Here is a 15,435-nt window from a genome sequence, read left to right on the forward strand (position 1 = left end):
CGTCGATGAGTGTCATTGTTTCAGATCGTCGCACATTGATCGTAGGGCTCGGTAAGACCGGGCTCTCGTGCGTGCGCTACCTGTGTGAACAGGGGCGGTCTGTTGCCGTGGCGGATTCCCGGCAGCAACCGCCGGGCCTGGACGAATTGCGCCAGAACTGGCCGGACGTGCCGGTTCATTTGGGTGAATTCGATGCCGAGTTGTTTGCCGGCTTTAACGAGCTGGTGGTCAGCCCCGGTATCAGCATTGCGACTCCGGCGATCAAGGAAGCCAAGGAGAAGGGCGCGCACATTCGCGGGGATATCGACCTGTTCAGCGAGGCGGCCCGGGCCCCGATCGTGGCGATCACCGGTTCCAACGGCAAGACGACCGTCACCACCCTGGTGGGCGAAATGGCCCGTGGTGCCGGAGTGAACGTCGCGGTCGGTGGCAACATCGGCACGCCGGCGCTGGATCTGCTGGCGGAGGACGTCGAGCTGTACGTGCTCGAACTGTCCAGCTTCCAGTTGGAAACCACCGAAGAGCTGAACGCCGCGGCGGCGACCATCCTCAACGTGACCGACGACCATATGGATCGCTATCCCACCAAGATGGCGTATTTCCAGGCCAAGCAGCGCATCTACAACGGCTGCGAGAAGGCGGTGATCAACCTGGACGATGCCCTGAGCCAGCCCATGGCCCGGGACAACCTGACGTTCCGTTGTTATGGCGAACACCGCATCAACCCGGACACCTTCAGCCTGCGCGAGGATGACGGTCAGCTCTGGATCACCTACGGCTTCGATAACCTGATCCGCACCGATGAGCTGCGGTTGATCGGTCGCCACAATCTGCTGAATGTGATGGCAGCGCTGGCATTGGGGGACTGTGTGGGGCTCCCGATGGAGGCCATGTTGAACGTCGCCCGCCAGTTCAAGGGGCTGCCTCACCGTTGCCAGTTTGTCCGCACGTTGAATGGCGTGGAGTACATCAACGACTCCAAGGGCACCAACGTGGGAGCCACCGTGGCGGCTCTGGAAAGCCTGCGGCCGGCCCGGGGCAAGCTGGTACTGATTGCCGGCGGTGACGGTAAAGGCGCCGATTTCACACCGCTGAAGGCGCCGGTGCGCCAAAGCTGCCGGGCAGTCATAGTATTTGGCAAGGACGCGGGCCTGCTGGAAGAGGCTCTGTCCAGCGAGGCCGATGTGCGCCGCGTGGATGATCTGGCCGGCGCGGTCCGTGAAGCAAGCCAGTTGGCTCAACCGGGCGATCGCGTCCTGTTGTCGCCGGCCTGTGCCAGCCTGGACATGTTCACCAATTACGAGGCGCGCGGTGCTGCCTTTATTGAGCAGGTGGAGGCGCTGTCATGAACGCAACGCTTGCCATGAAGCTCCCCCGTACCGGCGGCCTGCAACCGCTGCCGCTGTTGATTTTCAGTGCTGTGACGCTGTTGCTGATCGGCGTGGTGATGATTGGCTCTTCGTCCATGGATACCGCGGCGCAGAACATGGATAACGCCTACTACTACATCAGCCGGCAGTTCGTGTATGCCTTTATGGGCGCTGCACTCTGCCTGGTGGTGGCCAACGTGCCCCTGAGCTGGTGGGAGCGCAGCGGCTGGCTGTTGCTGGGCATCGGTTTGTTGACCCTGGCGCTGGTGTTGACGCCGCTGGGTCGGACGGTCAATGGCTCGACCCGCTGGATTCCGCTGGGCCTGTTCAACGTGCAGGTGTCCGAGGTAGCCAAGATCTGCCTGATCGCCTACCTCGCCGGTTATGTGGTGCGCCGCCGCGACGAACTGGTGAATACCTGGTTCGGCTTCCTCAAGCCGGTGCTGGTGCTCGGTTTCGCCTCCATGCTGTTGGTCATCGAGCCGGACTTCGGTGCGACGGTCGTGCTGATGACCGCGGCGCTGGGCATGATCTTCCTGTCCGGCGTGCGCCTGAGCCGCTTCCTGCCGCTGATCGCCGTGTGCCTGGCCTTGGGTGTGGCGCTGGTGGTATTCCAGCCCTACCGGCTGAAGCGGGTGGTGTCGTATCTCGATCCCTGGCAGGACCAGTTCGACACAGGCTACCAGTTGACCCAGTCGCTGATCGCCTTCGGTCGGGGTGAGTGGTTTGGTGTCGGACTGGGCAATTCGGTGCAGAAGCTCTTCTATCTGCCGGAGGCCCACACCGACTTTATCTTCGCGATCATCGCCGAGGAATTCGGACTGATCGGCTCGCTGTGCATCCTGCTGCTGTTCGGGCTGCTGGTGTGGGTGGGACTGGTGATTTCGCGCCGCGCCGAGCAGGCGGGGATGCCGTTTGCGTCCTGTTTCGGCTACGGCCTGACGCTGCTGATCGGCCTGCAGGCGGCGATCAACATCGCGGTGAATACGGGCCTGTTGCCCACCAAGGGGCTGACCTTGCCGCTGGTCAGTTATGGCGGCAGCAGTCTGCTGGCCACCTGTGTCTGTGTCGGGGTTCTGGCGCGCATCGAGATGGAGCGTCTGGACAAGCTGGAGCAGGCCAGCGAGGCCGGTAAAGGCAAGGCGAAAACCAAAGGAGGGGCCAGTTATGACGACTAGGCGCTTCCTGATCATGGCCGGTGGCACCGGCGGGCACGTGTTCCCGGCGCTGGCAACGGCCCGTCGTCTGCAGGAACAGGGCCATGAGGTGTTCTGGCTCGGCTCCCGCGGCGGTATGGAAGAACGGCTTATCGGCGAAACGGATATCCCGATGGCAACGATTACCGTCTCCGGACTGCGCGGTAAGGGCCGGCTGGCTCTGCTGCTGGCGCCGTTCAAGCTGGGGCGGGCACTGGTCCAGGCGATGGGTGTCATGCGCCGAATCAAACCGCATTGCGTGATCGGTATGGGCGGCTTTGTGACCGGTCCCGGCGGTGTGGCGGCCTGGCTGACCCGGACGCCACTGCTGGTTCACGAACAGAACGCGATCGCCGGCATGACCAACCGGATCCTGGCCCGCTTTGCCGAGACGGTGATGGAGGCGTTTCCCGGCAGCTTTGGCAAGCAGGTGGTGACTCGCTATACCGGCAACCCGGTACGGGGCGACCTGGCCCAAATGGCGGCGCCGGAGGCCCGGTTTGCCGAGCGGAATGGACCGGTTCGTCTGCTGGTACTGGGCGGCAGTCTCGGAGCCCAGGCGATCAATACGACACTGCCGCGTGCACTGGCGTTGATGCCGGAAGACCAGCGCCCCGCCGTGCGTCACCAGTGCGGAACGCGCAACCTGGAGACCACCGAGGCGGCCTATGAGGCGGCGGGTGTGACGGCGACGTTGGAGCCGTTTATCAGCGACATGGCCGAGGCCTATGGTTGGGCCGATATCGTGTTGTGCCGGGCCGGGGCGTTGACGATTACCGAGCTCTGCGCGGTGGGGCTGGGCGCCATTCTGGTGCCGTTCCCCCACGCGGTGGACGATCACCAGACCCTGAACGGGCAGCAAATGGTACAGGCGGGGGCAGCGATCCTGATCCCGCAGAGCAAACTGACAGATGACGTGTTGGCCGACACCCTGAGCACCCTCTGCAGCGACCGCCAGAAAGTGGCGGCGCTGGCGGACGCGGCCCGCTCACTGGCCCGGGCCGACGCTACGGAGCGAGTTGTGAATTATTGTCTGGAGGCGGCCCATGGCTGAATCAACCAATCCGCCGCTGGTGTATCAGGTTCCGGAAATGCGCCGGATCCGCCGCATCCATTTCGTCGGCATCGGCGGCGCGGGCATGTGTGGTATTGCGGAAGTCCTGCATAACCAGGGGTATGAGGTGTCCGGCTCCGATTTGAAAGCCGGCGCCGTGACCGAACGCCTGAAAAGCCTGGGTGTGCAGATCTTTATCGGCCACCGCGAGGAAAACAGTGCGGACGCTGACGTGGTCGTGGTATCGACGGCCGTCAACGCGGAGAACCCGGAAGTGAAAGCGGCCCGGGATCGTCGTGTGCCGATCGTTCCGCGGGCGGAAATGCTGGCGGAGATCATGCGCTATCGCCACGGCATTGCGGTCGCCGGGACCCACGGCAAGACCACCACCACCAGCCTGATTGCTTCGGTGCTGGGCGAGGCCGGCCTGGATCCGACCTTTGTGATCGGTGGCAAGCTCAACAGCGCCGGCACCAATGCCCAACTGGGCGGATCGCGCTATCTGGTGGCGGAAGCGGACGAAAGCGATGCGTCGTTCCTGCACCTGACGCCGGTGATTTCGGTGGTGACCAACATCGAAGCGGATCACATGCACACCTACGGCAACGATCTGGAGAAGCTTAAACAGACGTTTGTCGATTTCCTTCACAACCTCCCGTTCTACGGCGTGGCGGTGATGTGCAGTGACGACGCTTACGTGCGGGAAATTACCCCTCGGATCTCACGAGCCATCATCACCTATGGCATCGAGGATGAGGAGGCGGACTACCGCGCAACCGACATCCAGTCCGACGGTCTGCAGACACACTTTTTGGTCAAGCGGCCCGGCGGTCGGTCGGATCTCAAGGTCTCCCTGCGTATGCCTGGTCGCCACAACGTTCTCAACGCGCTGGCGGCGATTGCCGTCGCCAGTGACGAGGGCGTCGATGATGATGCGATCGTCCGTGGTCTCGCCGGCTTTGCCGGCGTCGGGCGGCGTTTCCAGGTCTATGGCGATTACCCGATCGAAGACGGCACGGTCACCCTGGTGGACGACTACGGTCATCACCCCACTGAAGTGGCCGCGGTGATCCGAGCGGCCCGGGAAGCCTGGCCGGACCGTCGTGTGGTGATGCTGTATCAACCGCATCGTTACAGCCGGACGCGGGATCTCTATGAAGACTTCGTCAAAGTGCTGTCCGACGTGGATGCGTTGTTATTGATGGACGTGTACGCCGCCGGCGAGCCGGCCATTCCCGGAGCAGACGGGCGCAGCCTGTGCCGCAGCATCCGGCAGCGCGGCAACATCGAGCCGATCTTCGTCGAGAAGGACGACGACATCCAGAAACTCCTGTCACGCACCCTGAAGGACGGCGATGTGCTGTTTACCCAGGGCGCCGGTGACATCGGCGGTGTGGCGGCGCGTTTGGCCGCTTCCGGACTCAAAGCGGGAGGTGGCGTATGACGGCACCGATCTATCGCGCCGAACCGGATCTGGTGAATGCGCTTGGCCGCGTGGCGGTCCTGATGGGGGGCAATTCCGCCGAGCGGGCGGTCTCGCTGAAAAGTGGCGACGCCGTGCTGAATGCCCTGATCGCCGCCGGCGTGGACGCGTTTGGCATTGACGTTCAGGGCAGCCTGCTCAACGCGGTTAGTCCGGAGGATTGCGACCGGGTTTTTATCGCCCTGCACGGTCGCGGCGGTGAGGACGGCACCATTCAGGCGATCCTGTCGGAGTCCGGCATCCCCTATACCGGGAGCGACGTGCTGGCCTCAGCCCTGGCCATGGACAAATTGCGCACCAAATACGTGTTCGAAGGCTGCGGTCTGAAAACACCGAAGTTCCGCACCATGACCTCAGTAGAGGATGCGGACGGCATCGTGGCGGCCCTGCGTATGCCACTGAGCGTCAAGCCGGCCCGGGAAGGGTCGAGCATCGGCATCCGCAAGGTCAGCAGTCGCGAGGAACTGGTGGACGCCTATGAAGCGGCCAGCGGGCACGATCCACTCGTGCTGATCGAGGAATGGGTGGAGGGCCCGGAATTTACGGTCAGCGTGCTACAGGGCCACGCGCTGCCGGCGATCGGCCTGAGTACCGATCACGTGTTCTACGACTATGACGCCAAGTACCTGAGCGACGATACCCGTTATCAGGTGCCGTGCGGATTGGCGCCAGACGACGAGTTGCGCCTGCAACAGCTGGCGCTGGAGGCCTTCCGGGTGGTGGGCTGCCGCTCCTGGGGGCGGGTCGACATCATGCAGGACGCCGATGGCGAATTCTGGCTGCTGGAAGTCAACACCGTACCGGGCATGACAGATCACAGTCTGGTGCCCATGGCCGCTCGCGCCGCTGGTATGAGTTTCGAGGAGCTGGTGGTCCGGATCCTTGAGGACACCCTGGAGAACGCCGATGCGTGACCTGCTGAGCCTGCGTATGCGTCAACCCCCGGAACCGCCGAGGCGGCGCGGGGCCACGTCGATGGAGCCGGATCGTCAGCGGTTCAATCCGCTGGGTGTGATCTGGGGTTGGCTACAGACGCTGCCATGGCTGCAGGTGTCACTGGGACTGGCGGTGCTGATCCTGGCCGGGCTGGTTCCCTGGGCGACCGGCTCGGCGCTGAACGCGCTGGATCGTCCCATTGTGGATGTCGAAGTGAAAGGTGATCTCAAGGGATTGGACAAGCAGCAGCTGCGCGCGGACCTGGGCAACTGGGTGGGTCGCAGCTTCTTCGCCACCGACCTGGAGGATGTAAAGCACCAGGTCGAGCGTGAGCCCTGGGTGGAATCCGCCGCGGTGCGCCGGGTCTGGCCCGACCGACTGGCGATCGACATCCGTGAGGAGCGCCCGCTGGCCTACTGGAATGACGGCGAGCTGATTGGTCGCTCGGGTCACGTGTTCCGGCCGGCCAACCCGCAAGTGGCAGGTAGCCTGCCGCATCTGGCGGGACCGGAGGAGCGGGCCGAGGAAGTGGTGTCCGTGGCCCGGAAAATGGCCAACAAGCTGCATGACAAGGACATCGGCTTCGCCGGCCTGACCCTGGAAAAGCGGGGCGCCTGGACGTTGAAACTGTCCAACGGCATTGAAGTCGCCCTGGGGCGTGACCAGGTGGACAGTCGCTTCGACCGGTTTATGACGGTCTACCAGAAACGACTGGCCTCGCGCGCCGATGAAGTGGAACGCATTGATGCCCGCTACACCAACGGTGTGGCGGTGCGCTGGAAGACGCTTGAGAAAGCGCCTGAGAAAAATTCATAGACCATTCAATTGGTGAGCACATGTCAGGGGATGAAACGGAAAACATGATTGTCGGCCTGGATATTGGCACCTCCAAGGTGGTGGCCATTGTCGGCAAGCGCAAACTCGACGGCACGATCGAAATCGTCGGGATCGGATCCAATCCATCCCGCGGTCTCAAGCGTGGTGTGGTGGTGAACATCGAAACCACGGTGCACGCGATCCAGCGGGCGGTCGAGGAAGCCGAGCTGATGGCCGGATGCCGTATCCATTCGGTCTACGCCGGTATTGCGGGCAGTCATATCCGCAGCCTCAACTCCCACGGCATTGTGGCGATCCGGGATCGGGAAGTGACCCAGGCCGATATCGACCGGGTCATCGATGCGGCCCAGGCCGTCGCGATTCCGGCGGACCAGAAAGTGCTCCACATCCTGCCCCAGGAATTCGTGATCGATAACCAGGAGGGCATCAAGGAGCCCCTGGGCATGTCCGGTGTGCGTCTGGAAGCCAAGGTGCATCTGGTGACCTGCGCGGTGAATGCGTCGCAGAACATCGAGAAATGCGTGCGCCGCTGTGGCCTGGATGTGGACGACATCATCCTCGAGCAACTGGCGTCCAGCTACGCCGTGCTGACCGAGGACGAAAAGGAACTGGGCGTGTGCGTGGTGGACATCGGCGGTGGCACCACCGATATCGCCGTCTTCACCGGCGGCGCGATCCGGCACACGGCGGTCATTCCGATTGCCGGTGACCAGGTCACCAACGACATTGCCATGGCCCTGCGGACGCCCACGCAGAACGCCGAGGAAATCAAGATCAAGTACGCCTGCGCGCTGACTCAGCTGGCCGGTGCCGATGAAACCATCAAGGTGCCGAGCGTGGGCGAACGTGCGCCGCGGGATCTGTCGCGCCAGGCGCTGGCCGAGGTGGTCGAGCCGCGCTACGAGGAGCTGTTCACCCTGGTGCAGGCGGAACTGCGCCGCTCGGGCTTTGAAGAGATGATTCCGGCCGGGATCGTCATCACGGGCGGCTCGTCCACGATGGAAGGGGTTGTGGAACTGGCCGAAGAAATTTTCCACATGCCGGTGCGCCTGGCGTCACCGCAGGCCGTGTCCGGCATGACCGATGTAGTCAATAACCCGATCTACGCCACGGGTGTCGGGTTGTTGATCTACGGGTTCCGCCAGATGGATCTGGGTAAGGGGCCGGTGCTCAAGCAGGAGGATGCCCCCTCTCTGCTGGAGCGCATGAAAGCCTGGTTCACAGGGAATTTCTGACGAACCCGGGAAACGTGGCATGACCGGCATTGCCGGAGCAGTAAAAACGAAGGTCTCTCGAAAAAATATCGGTCACCGAAGGCCGGAAAGATAACGAAGGAGTAGGGGAAATGTTCGAACTGGTCGATAACGTTCAACAGAACGCAGTCATTAAAGTCATTGGCGTCGGTGGTGGTGGCGGTAATGCCGTCCGTCACATGCTCACCAGCGACATCGAAGGTGTGGAATTCATCTGCGCCAACACAGACGCCCAGGCCCTGGCCGATATGGGCGCCAAACAGGTCATCCAGCTGGGTGGCAACATCACCAAGGGGCTGGGTGCCGGTGCCAACCCGGAAGTCGGTCGCCAGGCCGCCCTGGAAGACCGTGACCGCATCGCCGAGGCGCTGCAAGGCGCCGACATGGTGTTCATCACCGCGGGTATGGGTGGCGGAACCGGAACCGGTGCAGCGCCGATCGTGGCCGAAGTGGCCCGCGAGCTGGGCATCCTGACCGTCGCGGTTGTCACCAAGCCGTTCACCTTCGAAGGTGGCAAGCGGATGACGGTTGCCGAGTCCGGTCTGAAAGATCTGGAAGACAGCGTCGACTCGCTGATTACGATTCCTAACGAAAAACTGCTTGCAGTTCTGGGTAAGAAGACTAGTCTGCTCGATGCCTTCGCGGCCGCCAACGACGTGCTGTTGGGCGCCGTACAGGGCATTGCCGACCTGATTACCCGCAACGGCATGATCAACGTCGACTTTGCCGACGTGAAAACCGTGATGTCCGAGATGGGCATGGCGATGATGGGGACGGCCCGCGCCACGGGCGAGAATCGCGCCCGCGAAGCCGCCGAAGCCGCTGTACGCAGCCCGCTGCTGGAAGACATCAACCTGCAGGGCGCGAAAGGCATCCTGGTCAACATCACCGCTGGTATGGACCTCAACCTGGGCGAATTCTCCGAGGTGGGCGACATTGTTCGCGAGTTTGCCTCTGACGCCGCCACTGTGGTTGTGGGCACCGTGATCGATCCGGAAATGACCGACGAGCTGAAGGTGACCGTGGTTGCAACCGGCCTGGGTGGCGAGCGCGACAAGCCGACCAAGGTGGTCGACAACACCCGCACCCTGGATGGCAAGACAGACTATCACCAGCTGGATCGTCCGGCGGTCCTGCGTCGTCGCGCCGTTGCCAATGGCAATGTGGCGATCGATCAGGAGCGTGACGGCGAAGAGCAGAGTGTGGATTATCTCGATATTCCCGCATTCCTGCGCCGTCAGGCGGATTGATAAGCTGTCTCAATAGGGATTCGGGATAGAATAGAAAGAAGCTAGAAAGGTCATAGCCATAGCCTTCGGACATTACCGATTGGTTAAATGGTGTTCAGTAGGACTTTCTGGTAAGCTTCGCGCAGTTTTTGCCCGAATAATATCTAACATTTGTGACGGATTTTTGTACGATGATCAGACAACGTACGCTCAAAAACACCATCCGTGCGACCGGTGTCGGTTTGCACTCGGGTGAGAAAGTCTATCTGACGCTCAAGCCTGCGCCGGTCGAGACAGGGATTGTGTTTCGGCGGACGGATCTGGATCCGGTTGTCGAGATCAAGGCGTGCGCTGAGAACGTCGGCGAAACCATGCTGTCCACGACACTGGTCAAGAACGGTGTCCGCGTGGCAACCGTCGAGCACCTGCTCTCTGCTATGGCGGGGCTGGGCATCGACAACTGCTTCGTGGAGCTGAGTGCGGCCGAAGTGCCCATCATGGACGGCAGTGCCGGGCCTTTCGTCTTTCTCCTGCAATCGGCGGGCATTGCCGAGCAGGACGCGGCCAAGCGCTTCATCCGCATCAAGCGGGAAGTGACGCTGGAAGAAGACGACAAGAAGGCGACGTTCCTGCCGTTTGAAGGCTTCAAGGTCAGTTTCGGCATCGATTTTGACCATCCGGTCTTCAAGGGCCGTGCCCAGAACGCCACGGTAGACTTTTCCAGCACGTCGTTCGTGAAGGAAGTCAGCCGGGCCCGCACCTTCGGGTTCATGCGTGACATCGAGAAGTTGCGCTCCATGAACCTGGCGCTGGGCGGCAGCGTGGACAACGCCATCGTCGTTGACGACTACAAAATCCTCAACGAAGACGGCTTGCGTTACGAAGATGAGTTCGTCAAGCACAAGGTACTGGACGCCATCGGTGACCTGTACCTGCTGGGCAACAGCCTGATTGGCGAATTCCGCGGCGTGAAGTCAGGTCACGACCTGAACAACAAGCTGCTGCGCAAGCTGCTGGCTGAAGAAGATGCGTGGGAAGTGGTGACCTTCGAAGACGAGGCCACGGCTCCGATTTCGTATCTCAAGCCCGTTCTCGCGTCACAGGCCTGAGGCAGGATACTCAGTCCTCCCCGTCCTTGACGTGACGGGAGAGTTTTTCGAGAACTTCGCGTAAACCTTCGTCCTTCGTATGCCCGGCTTCCTCTTTGAGGAGCCGGGCATTTTCGTTACTTAACGGCTCCTTCTTGAACACGGCCTTTGCCTTCGGGCGCGGCGGTGCCACCTTGACCTTCAAGCGCCAAGCGTACTGGAAATCCGGATCCTTTCTCAGTTCCGCCAGAATCTCGCGCTGCCGCAGACGCACCTGGCTGGCCACGACGCTGCCGTCGGCCGACACGGCCAGATCGCCGTCGTGATAACTGAGAAAGCGGCAGTGGTCACGCAGGTTGGCCGGGATGGAGGCCAGCACCAGCTGTTCCGCCCGACGGTGGATCTCGGCATGGGCCAGCAACCTGCGCAGGTTAGGTTCGTGGCGGGAATCGCTGGGATCCAGTGTGAGTTGGGTCTTGCGCTTCATCGTTTTCTCACGGCATTCGATGCTCTGGACGGCGCCGGGACTCGACGGTACCCGTTACGATTGGTTACTATTTGGCACGGTTTGTGGATGTGGCCTGTATTAGACTGTTTTTACCCTCTTGAATTGGTCCCTGTCCAGCGCTGTTTCAAGGCGGAGGTCGGGGTGCCGTGATCGTCTCCATGCCGAAATGGCCCATTGTGCGGCGCCGGGGCATGTAGGCCAGACAGGCGCGTTTGTGTTGGGCGATAGCTGGCGGTAACAAGACCGGCGTCGTTCGGGGAATGTGATCGACTTATTATGAACATTATCTTCGTTGGCAAAAATCCCGGGCAGTCCCGGTCGTTGCACGTGAGCATCGGCGTTGTCGCCTGCGCATTCGTGCTGAGCGCCGCCGTGATCGGTGGTGCTGGTTGGGCCGGATACAGGCTGGCGTCCAAGGCGCCGGAGCCGGTGGCTTATGGCGCGTCGGCGCCTCTGGTTAAAAGCTGGGAATCCCGTCTGGGTGAGCAACAGGCACAGTTGCAGCATGTGCGTCAGACCGCCGGTCAGCAGGTGGATGCGTTGACACTGCGCCTGGGCCAGATGCAGGGGCGTTTGCTGCGGCTCGATGCGCTGGGGCAGCGCCTGGTGGAATCTGCTCATCTGGATAATGGTGAGTTTGATTTTGACCAGGCTCCAGCGGTGGGTGGTCCGGAAGAAGCCGGTGGTGGCGAATCCTTCCAGACCCCGGAGCTGAGCGCCATGATCGATCAGCTCGATGCCCGCATCAGTAATCGCGAGCAGCAACTGCGCCTGCTGGATCAGCTGTTGTCCCGCGAGCGTATCGAGGAAGAGCGTTTCGTGGCCGGTCGTCCCATCAAATGGGGCTGGCTGTCATCTCACTATGGCTATCGCACCGATCCGTTCACCGGCAAGCGCGCCTGGCACAGCGGCGTTGATCTGGCGGGCAAGGAAGGCAGCGATATCATTTCAGTGGCTGCGGGCGTTGTCACCTGGGCTGGTGACCGTTATGGCTACGGCAACCTGGTCGAAATCGACCACGGCAACGGCTTGCGCACCCGCTACGCCCACTGCAAGAAGGTGGACGTGTCCGTTGGCGACGTCGTCGAGAAAGGACAAGTGGTTGCCCAGATGGGCAGCACCGGTCGTTCCACCGGGCCCCACGTGCATTTCGAGGTGCGGCGCAACGGCAAGACGCTCGACCCGGAAGATTACATCCAGCGGGCCAGTCGCTGAGTCAGCGTCAGTAAAAAGCCACTGCGGGTTCGCCTCCAGTGGCTTTTTTGTGGCCGGCCCGCTCTTCAATAGCGCACTAACACCCTGTAATGTGAGCTGTCACCCGAGGACAAGGCCGTACCTTTCGCCCGCAAAAGAAATAAGGTTAGAATGCCGTCTTTGTAGGGGGACTTCTGAAAAGCTCAGCCTCGCAGGCCAACCTCCGGATTCCGGGACTTTTTCAGTCGTTCTCAAGGCATACCCGGGATGGGTCCCCTTGTCCCATCGTGCCTCGGTACGGTGTCTTCTGTGATGCCTTCCCCCGCAAGGGGTCCTGAATTGGCAGGCGCCTGTGGCCGACCGGGTCACTGGGTGCATTTCGTTAATCAAAGAAGCAGTGGTCTATGTTCACGAAGGTCGCAACGAAGTTGTTCGGCAGTAAAAACGCCCGAGAAATTAAGCGGATGCGGAAGGCCGTCTCCCGGATCAATGAGCTGGAAGAGTCCTTCGGGGCGCTGTCGGATACTGAGCTGCAGGGCAAGACAGCCGAGTTCCGGCGTCGGCTGGACGAGGGTGAAACCCTGGATCAACTGCTGCCCGAAGCCTTCGCTACGGCCCGGGAAGCGGGCAAGCGGGTGCTGGGCATGCGGCACTTCGACGTCCAGATGATCGGTGCCATGACCCTGCACGAAGGCCGCATCGCCGAGATGAAGACCGGTGAGGGTAAGACCCTGGTGGCAACGGCTTCCGTGTACCTCAATGCCCTCCCGGGGGATGGCGTTCACGTGGTGACCGTTAACGACTACCTCGCCTCCCGGGATGCCGAGTGGATGGGCAAGCTCTATCGCTTCCTCGGCCTGCAAGTGGGCGTCATCGTTGCCGGTCAGGATGCGGCGGCCAAGCGTGAAGCTTATGCTGCCGACATCACCTACGGCACCAACAACGAATTCGGTTTCGACTACCTGCGCGACAACATGGCGTTCAGCACCGCCGACAAGGTGCAGCGCGGCCTGAACTACGCCATTGTGGACGAAGTCGACTCCATCCTGATCGACGAAGCGCGTACCCCGCTGATCATCTCCGGTGCGGCGGAAGACAGCTCCAAGATCTACCTGGCGGTGAATACGCTGGTTCCGAGCCTGGATAAGGGCGAGCCGGTGGAGGAGGGCGAGCCCTCCGGTGATTTCACCATCGACGAGAAGAGCCGTCAGGTCGAGTTGACCGAAGCCGGTCATGAGAAAGTGGAAGACCTGCTGATCGAGAAGGGACTGCTGGGTAAAGAGGAAAGCCTCTACTCCGCGTCGAACCTCAGTCTTCTGCACCATGTGCATTCAGCGCTGCGGGCGCATCACCTGTTCCAGCGCGACGTGGACTACATCGTCCAGGGCGGTCAGGTGGTGATCGTTGATGAACACACCGGCCGGACCATGCCGGGCCGCCGTTGGAGTGAGGGCCTGCACCAGGCCATCGAGGCCAAAGAAGGCGTCAACATCCAGGCCGAGAGTCAGACCCTGGCCTCCACCACCTTCCAGAACTACTTCCGTCTGTATAACAAACTGGCCGGCATGACCGGTACCGCCGACACGGAAGCCTTCGAGTTCCGCCAGATCTACGGCCTGGACGTGGTGGTTATTCCGCCCAACCGTCCGATTCAGCGTATTGACTACAACGATCTGGTCTACCTGACGCAGGAAGAGAAGTACCAGGCGATCATCGACGAAATCAAGGACGTCACCAGTGAAGGTCGTCCGGTGCTGGTGGGCACCGGCTCCATCGAGGCCTCCGAACTGCTGTCGATGCTGCTGCGCAAGGCCAAGATCGACCACCAGGTCCTGAACGCCAAGCAGCACGAGAAAGAGGCCCACGTCATCGCCCAGGCCGGTCGTCCGGGAGCGGTGACCATCGCCACCAACATGGCGGGCCGGGGGACGGACATCGTGCTCGGCGGTAACTGGGAAGAAGAGGTCGCCCAGTTGGAAAATCCGACCGAAGAGCAGGTGGCCCGGGTCAAGGCGGAGTGGACCGAGACCCACAACAAGGTATTGGAAGCGGGCGGCCTGCACATTGTGGGTACCGAACGTCACGAATCCCGCCGTATCGACAACCAGCTGCGTGGTCGTGCCGGCCGTCAGGGGGATCCGGGCTCCTCCCGTTTCTTCCTGTCGCTGGAAGACAACCTGATGCGGATCTTCGCCCCGGATCGCGTGAAGAATATCATGCAGGCGATGGGCATGAAGAAGGGCGAGGCCATCGAGCACCGCATGGTCACCAATGCCATCGAAAAATCACAGCGCAAGGTTGAAGGCCGTAACTTCGACATGCGGAAGACGCTGCTGGAGTACGACGACGTCGCCAACGACCAGCGCAGTGTCATCTACGAGCAGCGTAACGAGGTCATGGCTTCCGAAGACATCAGCGAGCTGGTCGATACCGTGCGCGCCGATGTGGTCGACAGCGTGATCAGCGAGTACATCCCGCCGCAGAGCATGCCGGAACAGTGGGATGTCGCCGGTCTAGAGGCTCAGTTGCAGTCTGAACTGGCGGTGGAGCTGCCGGTCCAGAAATGGCTGGATGAAGACCAGAGTCTCTACGAAGAGAGCCTCCGGGAACGCATTCTCGAGGAAATCATCAAGGTCTACCGTGAGAAGGAAGAGGTTGCCGGCGCCGAAGCCATGCGCAACTTCGAGAAACAGGTCTTCCTGCAGGTGCTGGATACCCTCTGGAAAGAGCACCTGTCCAACATGGACCACCTGCGTCGCGGTATCCACCTGCGCGGCTACGCTCAGAAGAACCCGAAACAGGAATACAAGCGTGAGGCGTTCAACCTGTTCGAAGCCATGCTGGACGCCATGAAGCGAGACGTCACCCGGATTCTCTGCCACGTGCGGGTCCAGGGTGAGACTGAGATGGAAGAGATCGAGCGTCGGCGCCGTGAAGAGCTGGAGCGCCAGATGGCAGCTGCCAACCTGAAGCATGAGCAGGCCAGCGCCACCGGGCAATCAGCCGCCGGTGACGGCGACGATGAGCAGCAACAGGCCCAGGGCCAACCGGAGACCTACGTGCGCAGTGAACGCAAAGTCGGGCGGAACGAGCCCTGCCCGTGCGGCTCCGGTAAGAAATACAAGCAGTGTCACGGCCGGGTGGCCTGACAGACGACTTGAAAACGCACTGTCGGCCTTGGCAGGCAGTGCTCAGGAACAAGCAACGTCCGCTGAATCGGAGCCGCTGGAGCGGGCCGGGAGAGCGGACGTTTTTCGTATCTGAGGAGCCGATTGGAGGTTCCCCGA

12 protein-coding genes are annotated in these 15,435 nt (G+C 61.7%); 11 read left to right on the forward strand and 1 reads right to left on the reverse strand.

Annotated elements, in window-relative coordinates; genetic code table 11:
• Positions 1-5: 5 nt before the first annotated feature.
• From murD to lpxC, 9 genes are all read left to right on the forward strand, one after another.
• The gene (murD, locus tag EB809_RS16825; RefSeq protein ID WP_123636003.1) at positions 6-1,349 is read left to right on the forward strand and encodes a UDP-N-acetylmuramoyl-L-alanine--D-glutamate ligase; all 1,344 of its coding nucleotides are present in this window, start codon (positions 6-8) and stop codon (positions 1,347-1,349) included.
• Entirely contained in the window at positions 1,346-2,548 is a 1,203-nt protein-coding gene (gene ftsW / locus EB809_RS16830; protein WP_123636004.1) for a putative lipid II flippase FtsW, read from the forward strand. Before murD ends, ftsW begins: the two co-directional genes overlap by 4 nt.
• Positions 2,538-3,620 (forward strand): undecaprenyldiphospho-muramoylpentapeptide beta-N-acetylglucosaminyltransferase, encoded by a 1,083-nt coding sequence (gene murG / locus EB809_RS16835; protein ID WP_123636005.1) that lies wholly within the window; start codon positions 2,538-2,540, stop codon positions 3,618-3,620. The genes ftsW and murG overlap by 11 nt, the downstream gene beginning before the upstream one ends.
• Complete coding sequence (murC, locus tag EB809_RS16840; protein WP_123636006.1) at positions 3,613-5,064, forward strand: UDP-N-acetylmuramate--L-alanine ligase; 1,452 nt, start codon at positions 3,613-3,615, stop codon at positions 5,062-5,064. Before murG ends, murC begins: the two co-directional genes overlap by 8 nt.
• A complete protein-coding gene (locus EB809_RS16845) occupies positions 5,061-6,017 on the forward strand; it encodes a D-alanine--D-alanine ligase (protein ID WP_123636007.1) in 957 nt (318 codons plus the stop codon). The genes murC and EB809_RS16845 overlap by 4 nt, the downstream gene beginning before the upstream one ends.
• On the forward strand, positions 6,010-6,855 hold the full coding sequence (locus EB809_RS16850) for a cell division protein FtsQ/DivIB (protein ID WP_123636008.1): 846 nt from the start codon (positions 6,010-6,012) through the stop codon (positions 6,853-6,855). Before EB809_RS16845 ends, EB809_RS16850 begins: the two co-directional genes overlap by 8 nt.
• Positions 6,856-6,875: 20 nt before the next feature.
• A complete protein-coding gene (ftsA, locus tag EB809_RS16855; protein WP_123636009.1) occupies positions 6,876-8,111 on the forward strand; it encodes a cell division protein FtsA in 1,236 nt (411 codons plus the stop codon).
• Between the two features lie 110 nt (positions 8,112-8,221).
• Positions 8,222-9,379: a cell division protein FtsZ gene (ftsZ, locus tag EB809_RS16860; protein WP_123636010.1), complete on the forward strand. Its 1,158-nt coding sequence runs from the start codon at positions 8,222-8,224 to the stop codon at positions 9,377-9,379.
• Positions 9,380-9,549: 170 nt separating this feature from the next.
• Positions 9,550-10,467: a UDP-3-O-acyl-N-acetylglucosamine deacetylase gene (lpxC, locus tag EB809_RS16865; protein ID WP_123636011.1), complete on the forward strand. Its 918-nt coding sequence runs from the start codon at positions 9,550-9,552 to the stop codon at positions 10,465-10,467.
• Positions 10,468-10,477: 10 nt separating this feature from the next.
• Here lpxC and EB809_RS16870 read toward each other — a convergent pair whose 3' ends face one another.
• Positions 10,478-10,933 carry a DciA family protein gene (locus EB809_RS16870; RefSeq protein WP_123636012.1) on the reverse strand — a complete coding sequence of 152 codons (456 nt, stop codon included), beginning with the start codon at positions 10,931-10,933 and terminating at the stop codon, positions 10,478-10,480.
• Positions 10,934-11,230: 297 nt separating this feature from the next.
• Between EB809_RS16870 and EB809_RS16875 the strand changes: the two genes are divergently transcribed.
• Complete coding sequence (locus tag EB809_RS16875; protein ID WP_123636013.1) at positions 11,231-12,169, forward strand: M23 family metallopeptidase; 939 nt, start codon at positions 11,231-11,233, stop codon at positions 12,167-12,169.
• Positions 12,170-12,552: 383 nt separating this feature from the next.
• Entirely contained in the window at positions 12,553-15,297 is a 2,745-nt protein-coding gene (gene secA, locus EB809_RS16880; RefSeq protein ID WP_123636014.1) for a preprotein translocase subunit SecA, read from the forward strand.
• Positions 15,298-15,435: the final 138 nt, after the last annotated feature.

Source organism: Marinobacter sp. R17, from assembly GCF_003789045.1.
Taxonomy (GTDB): Bacteria; Pseudomonadota; Gammaproteobacteria; order Pseudomonadales; family Oleiphilaceae; genus Marinobacter_A; species Marinobacter_A mangrovi.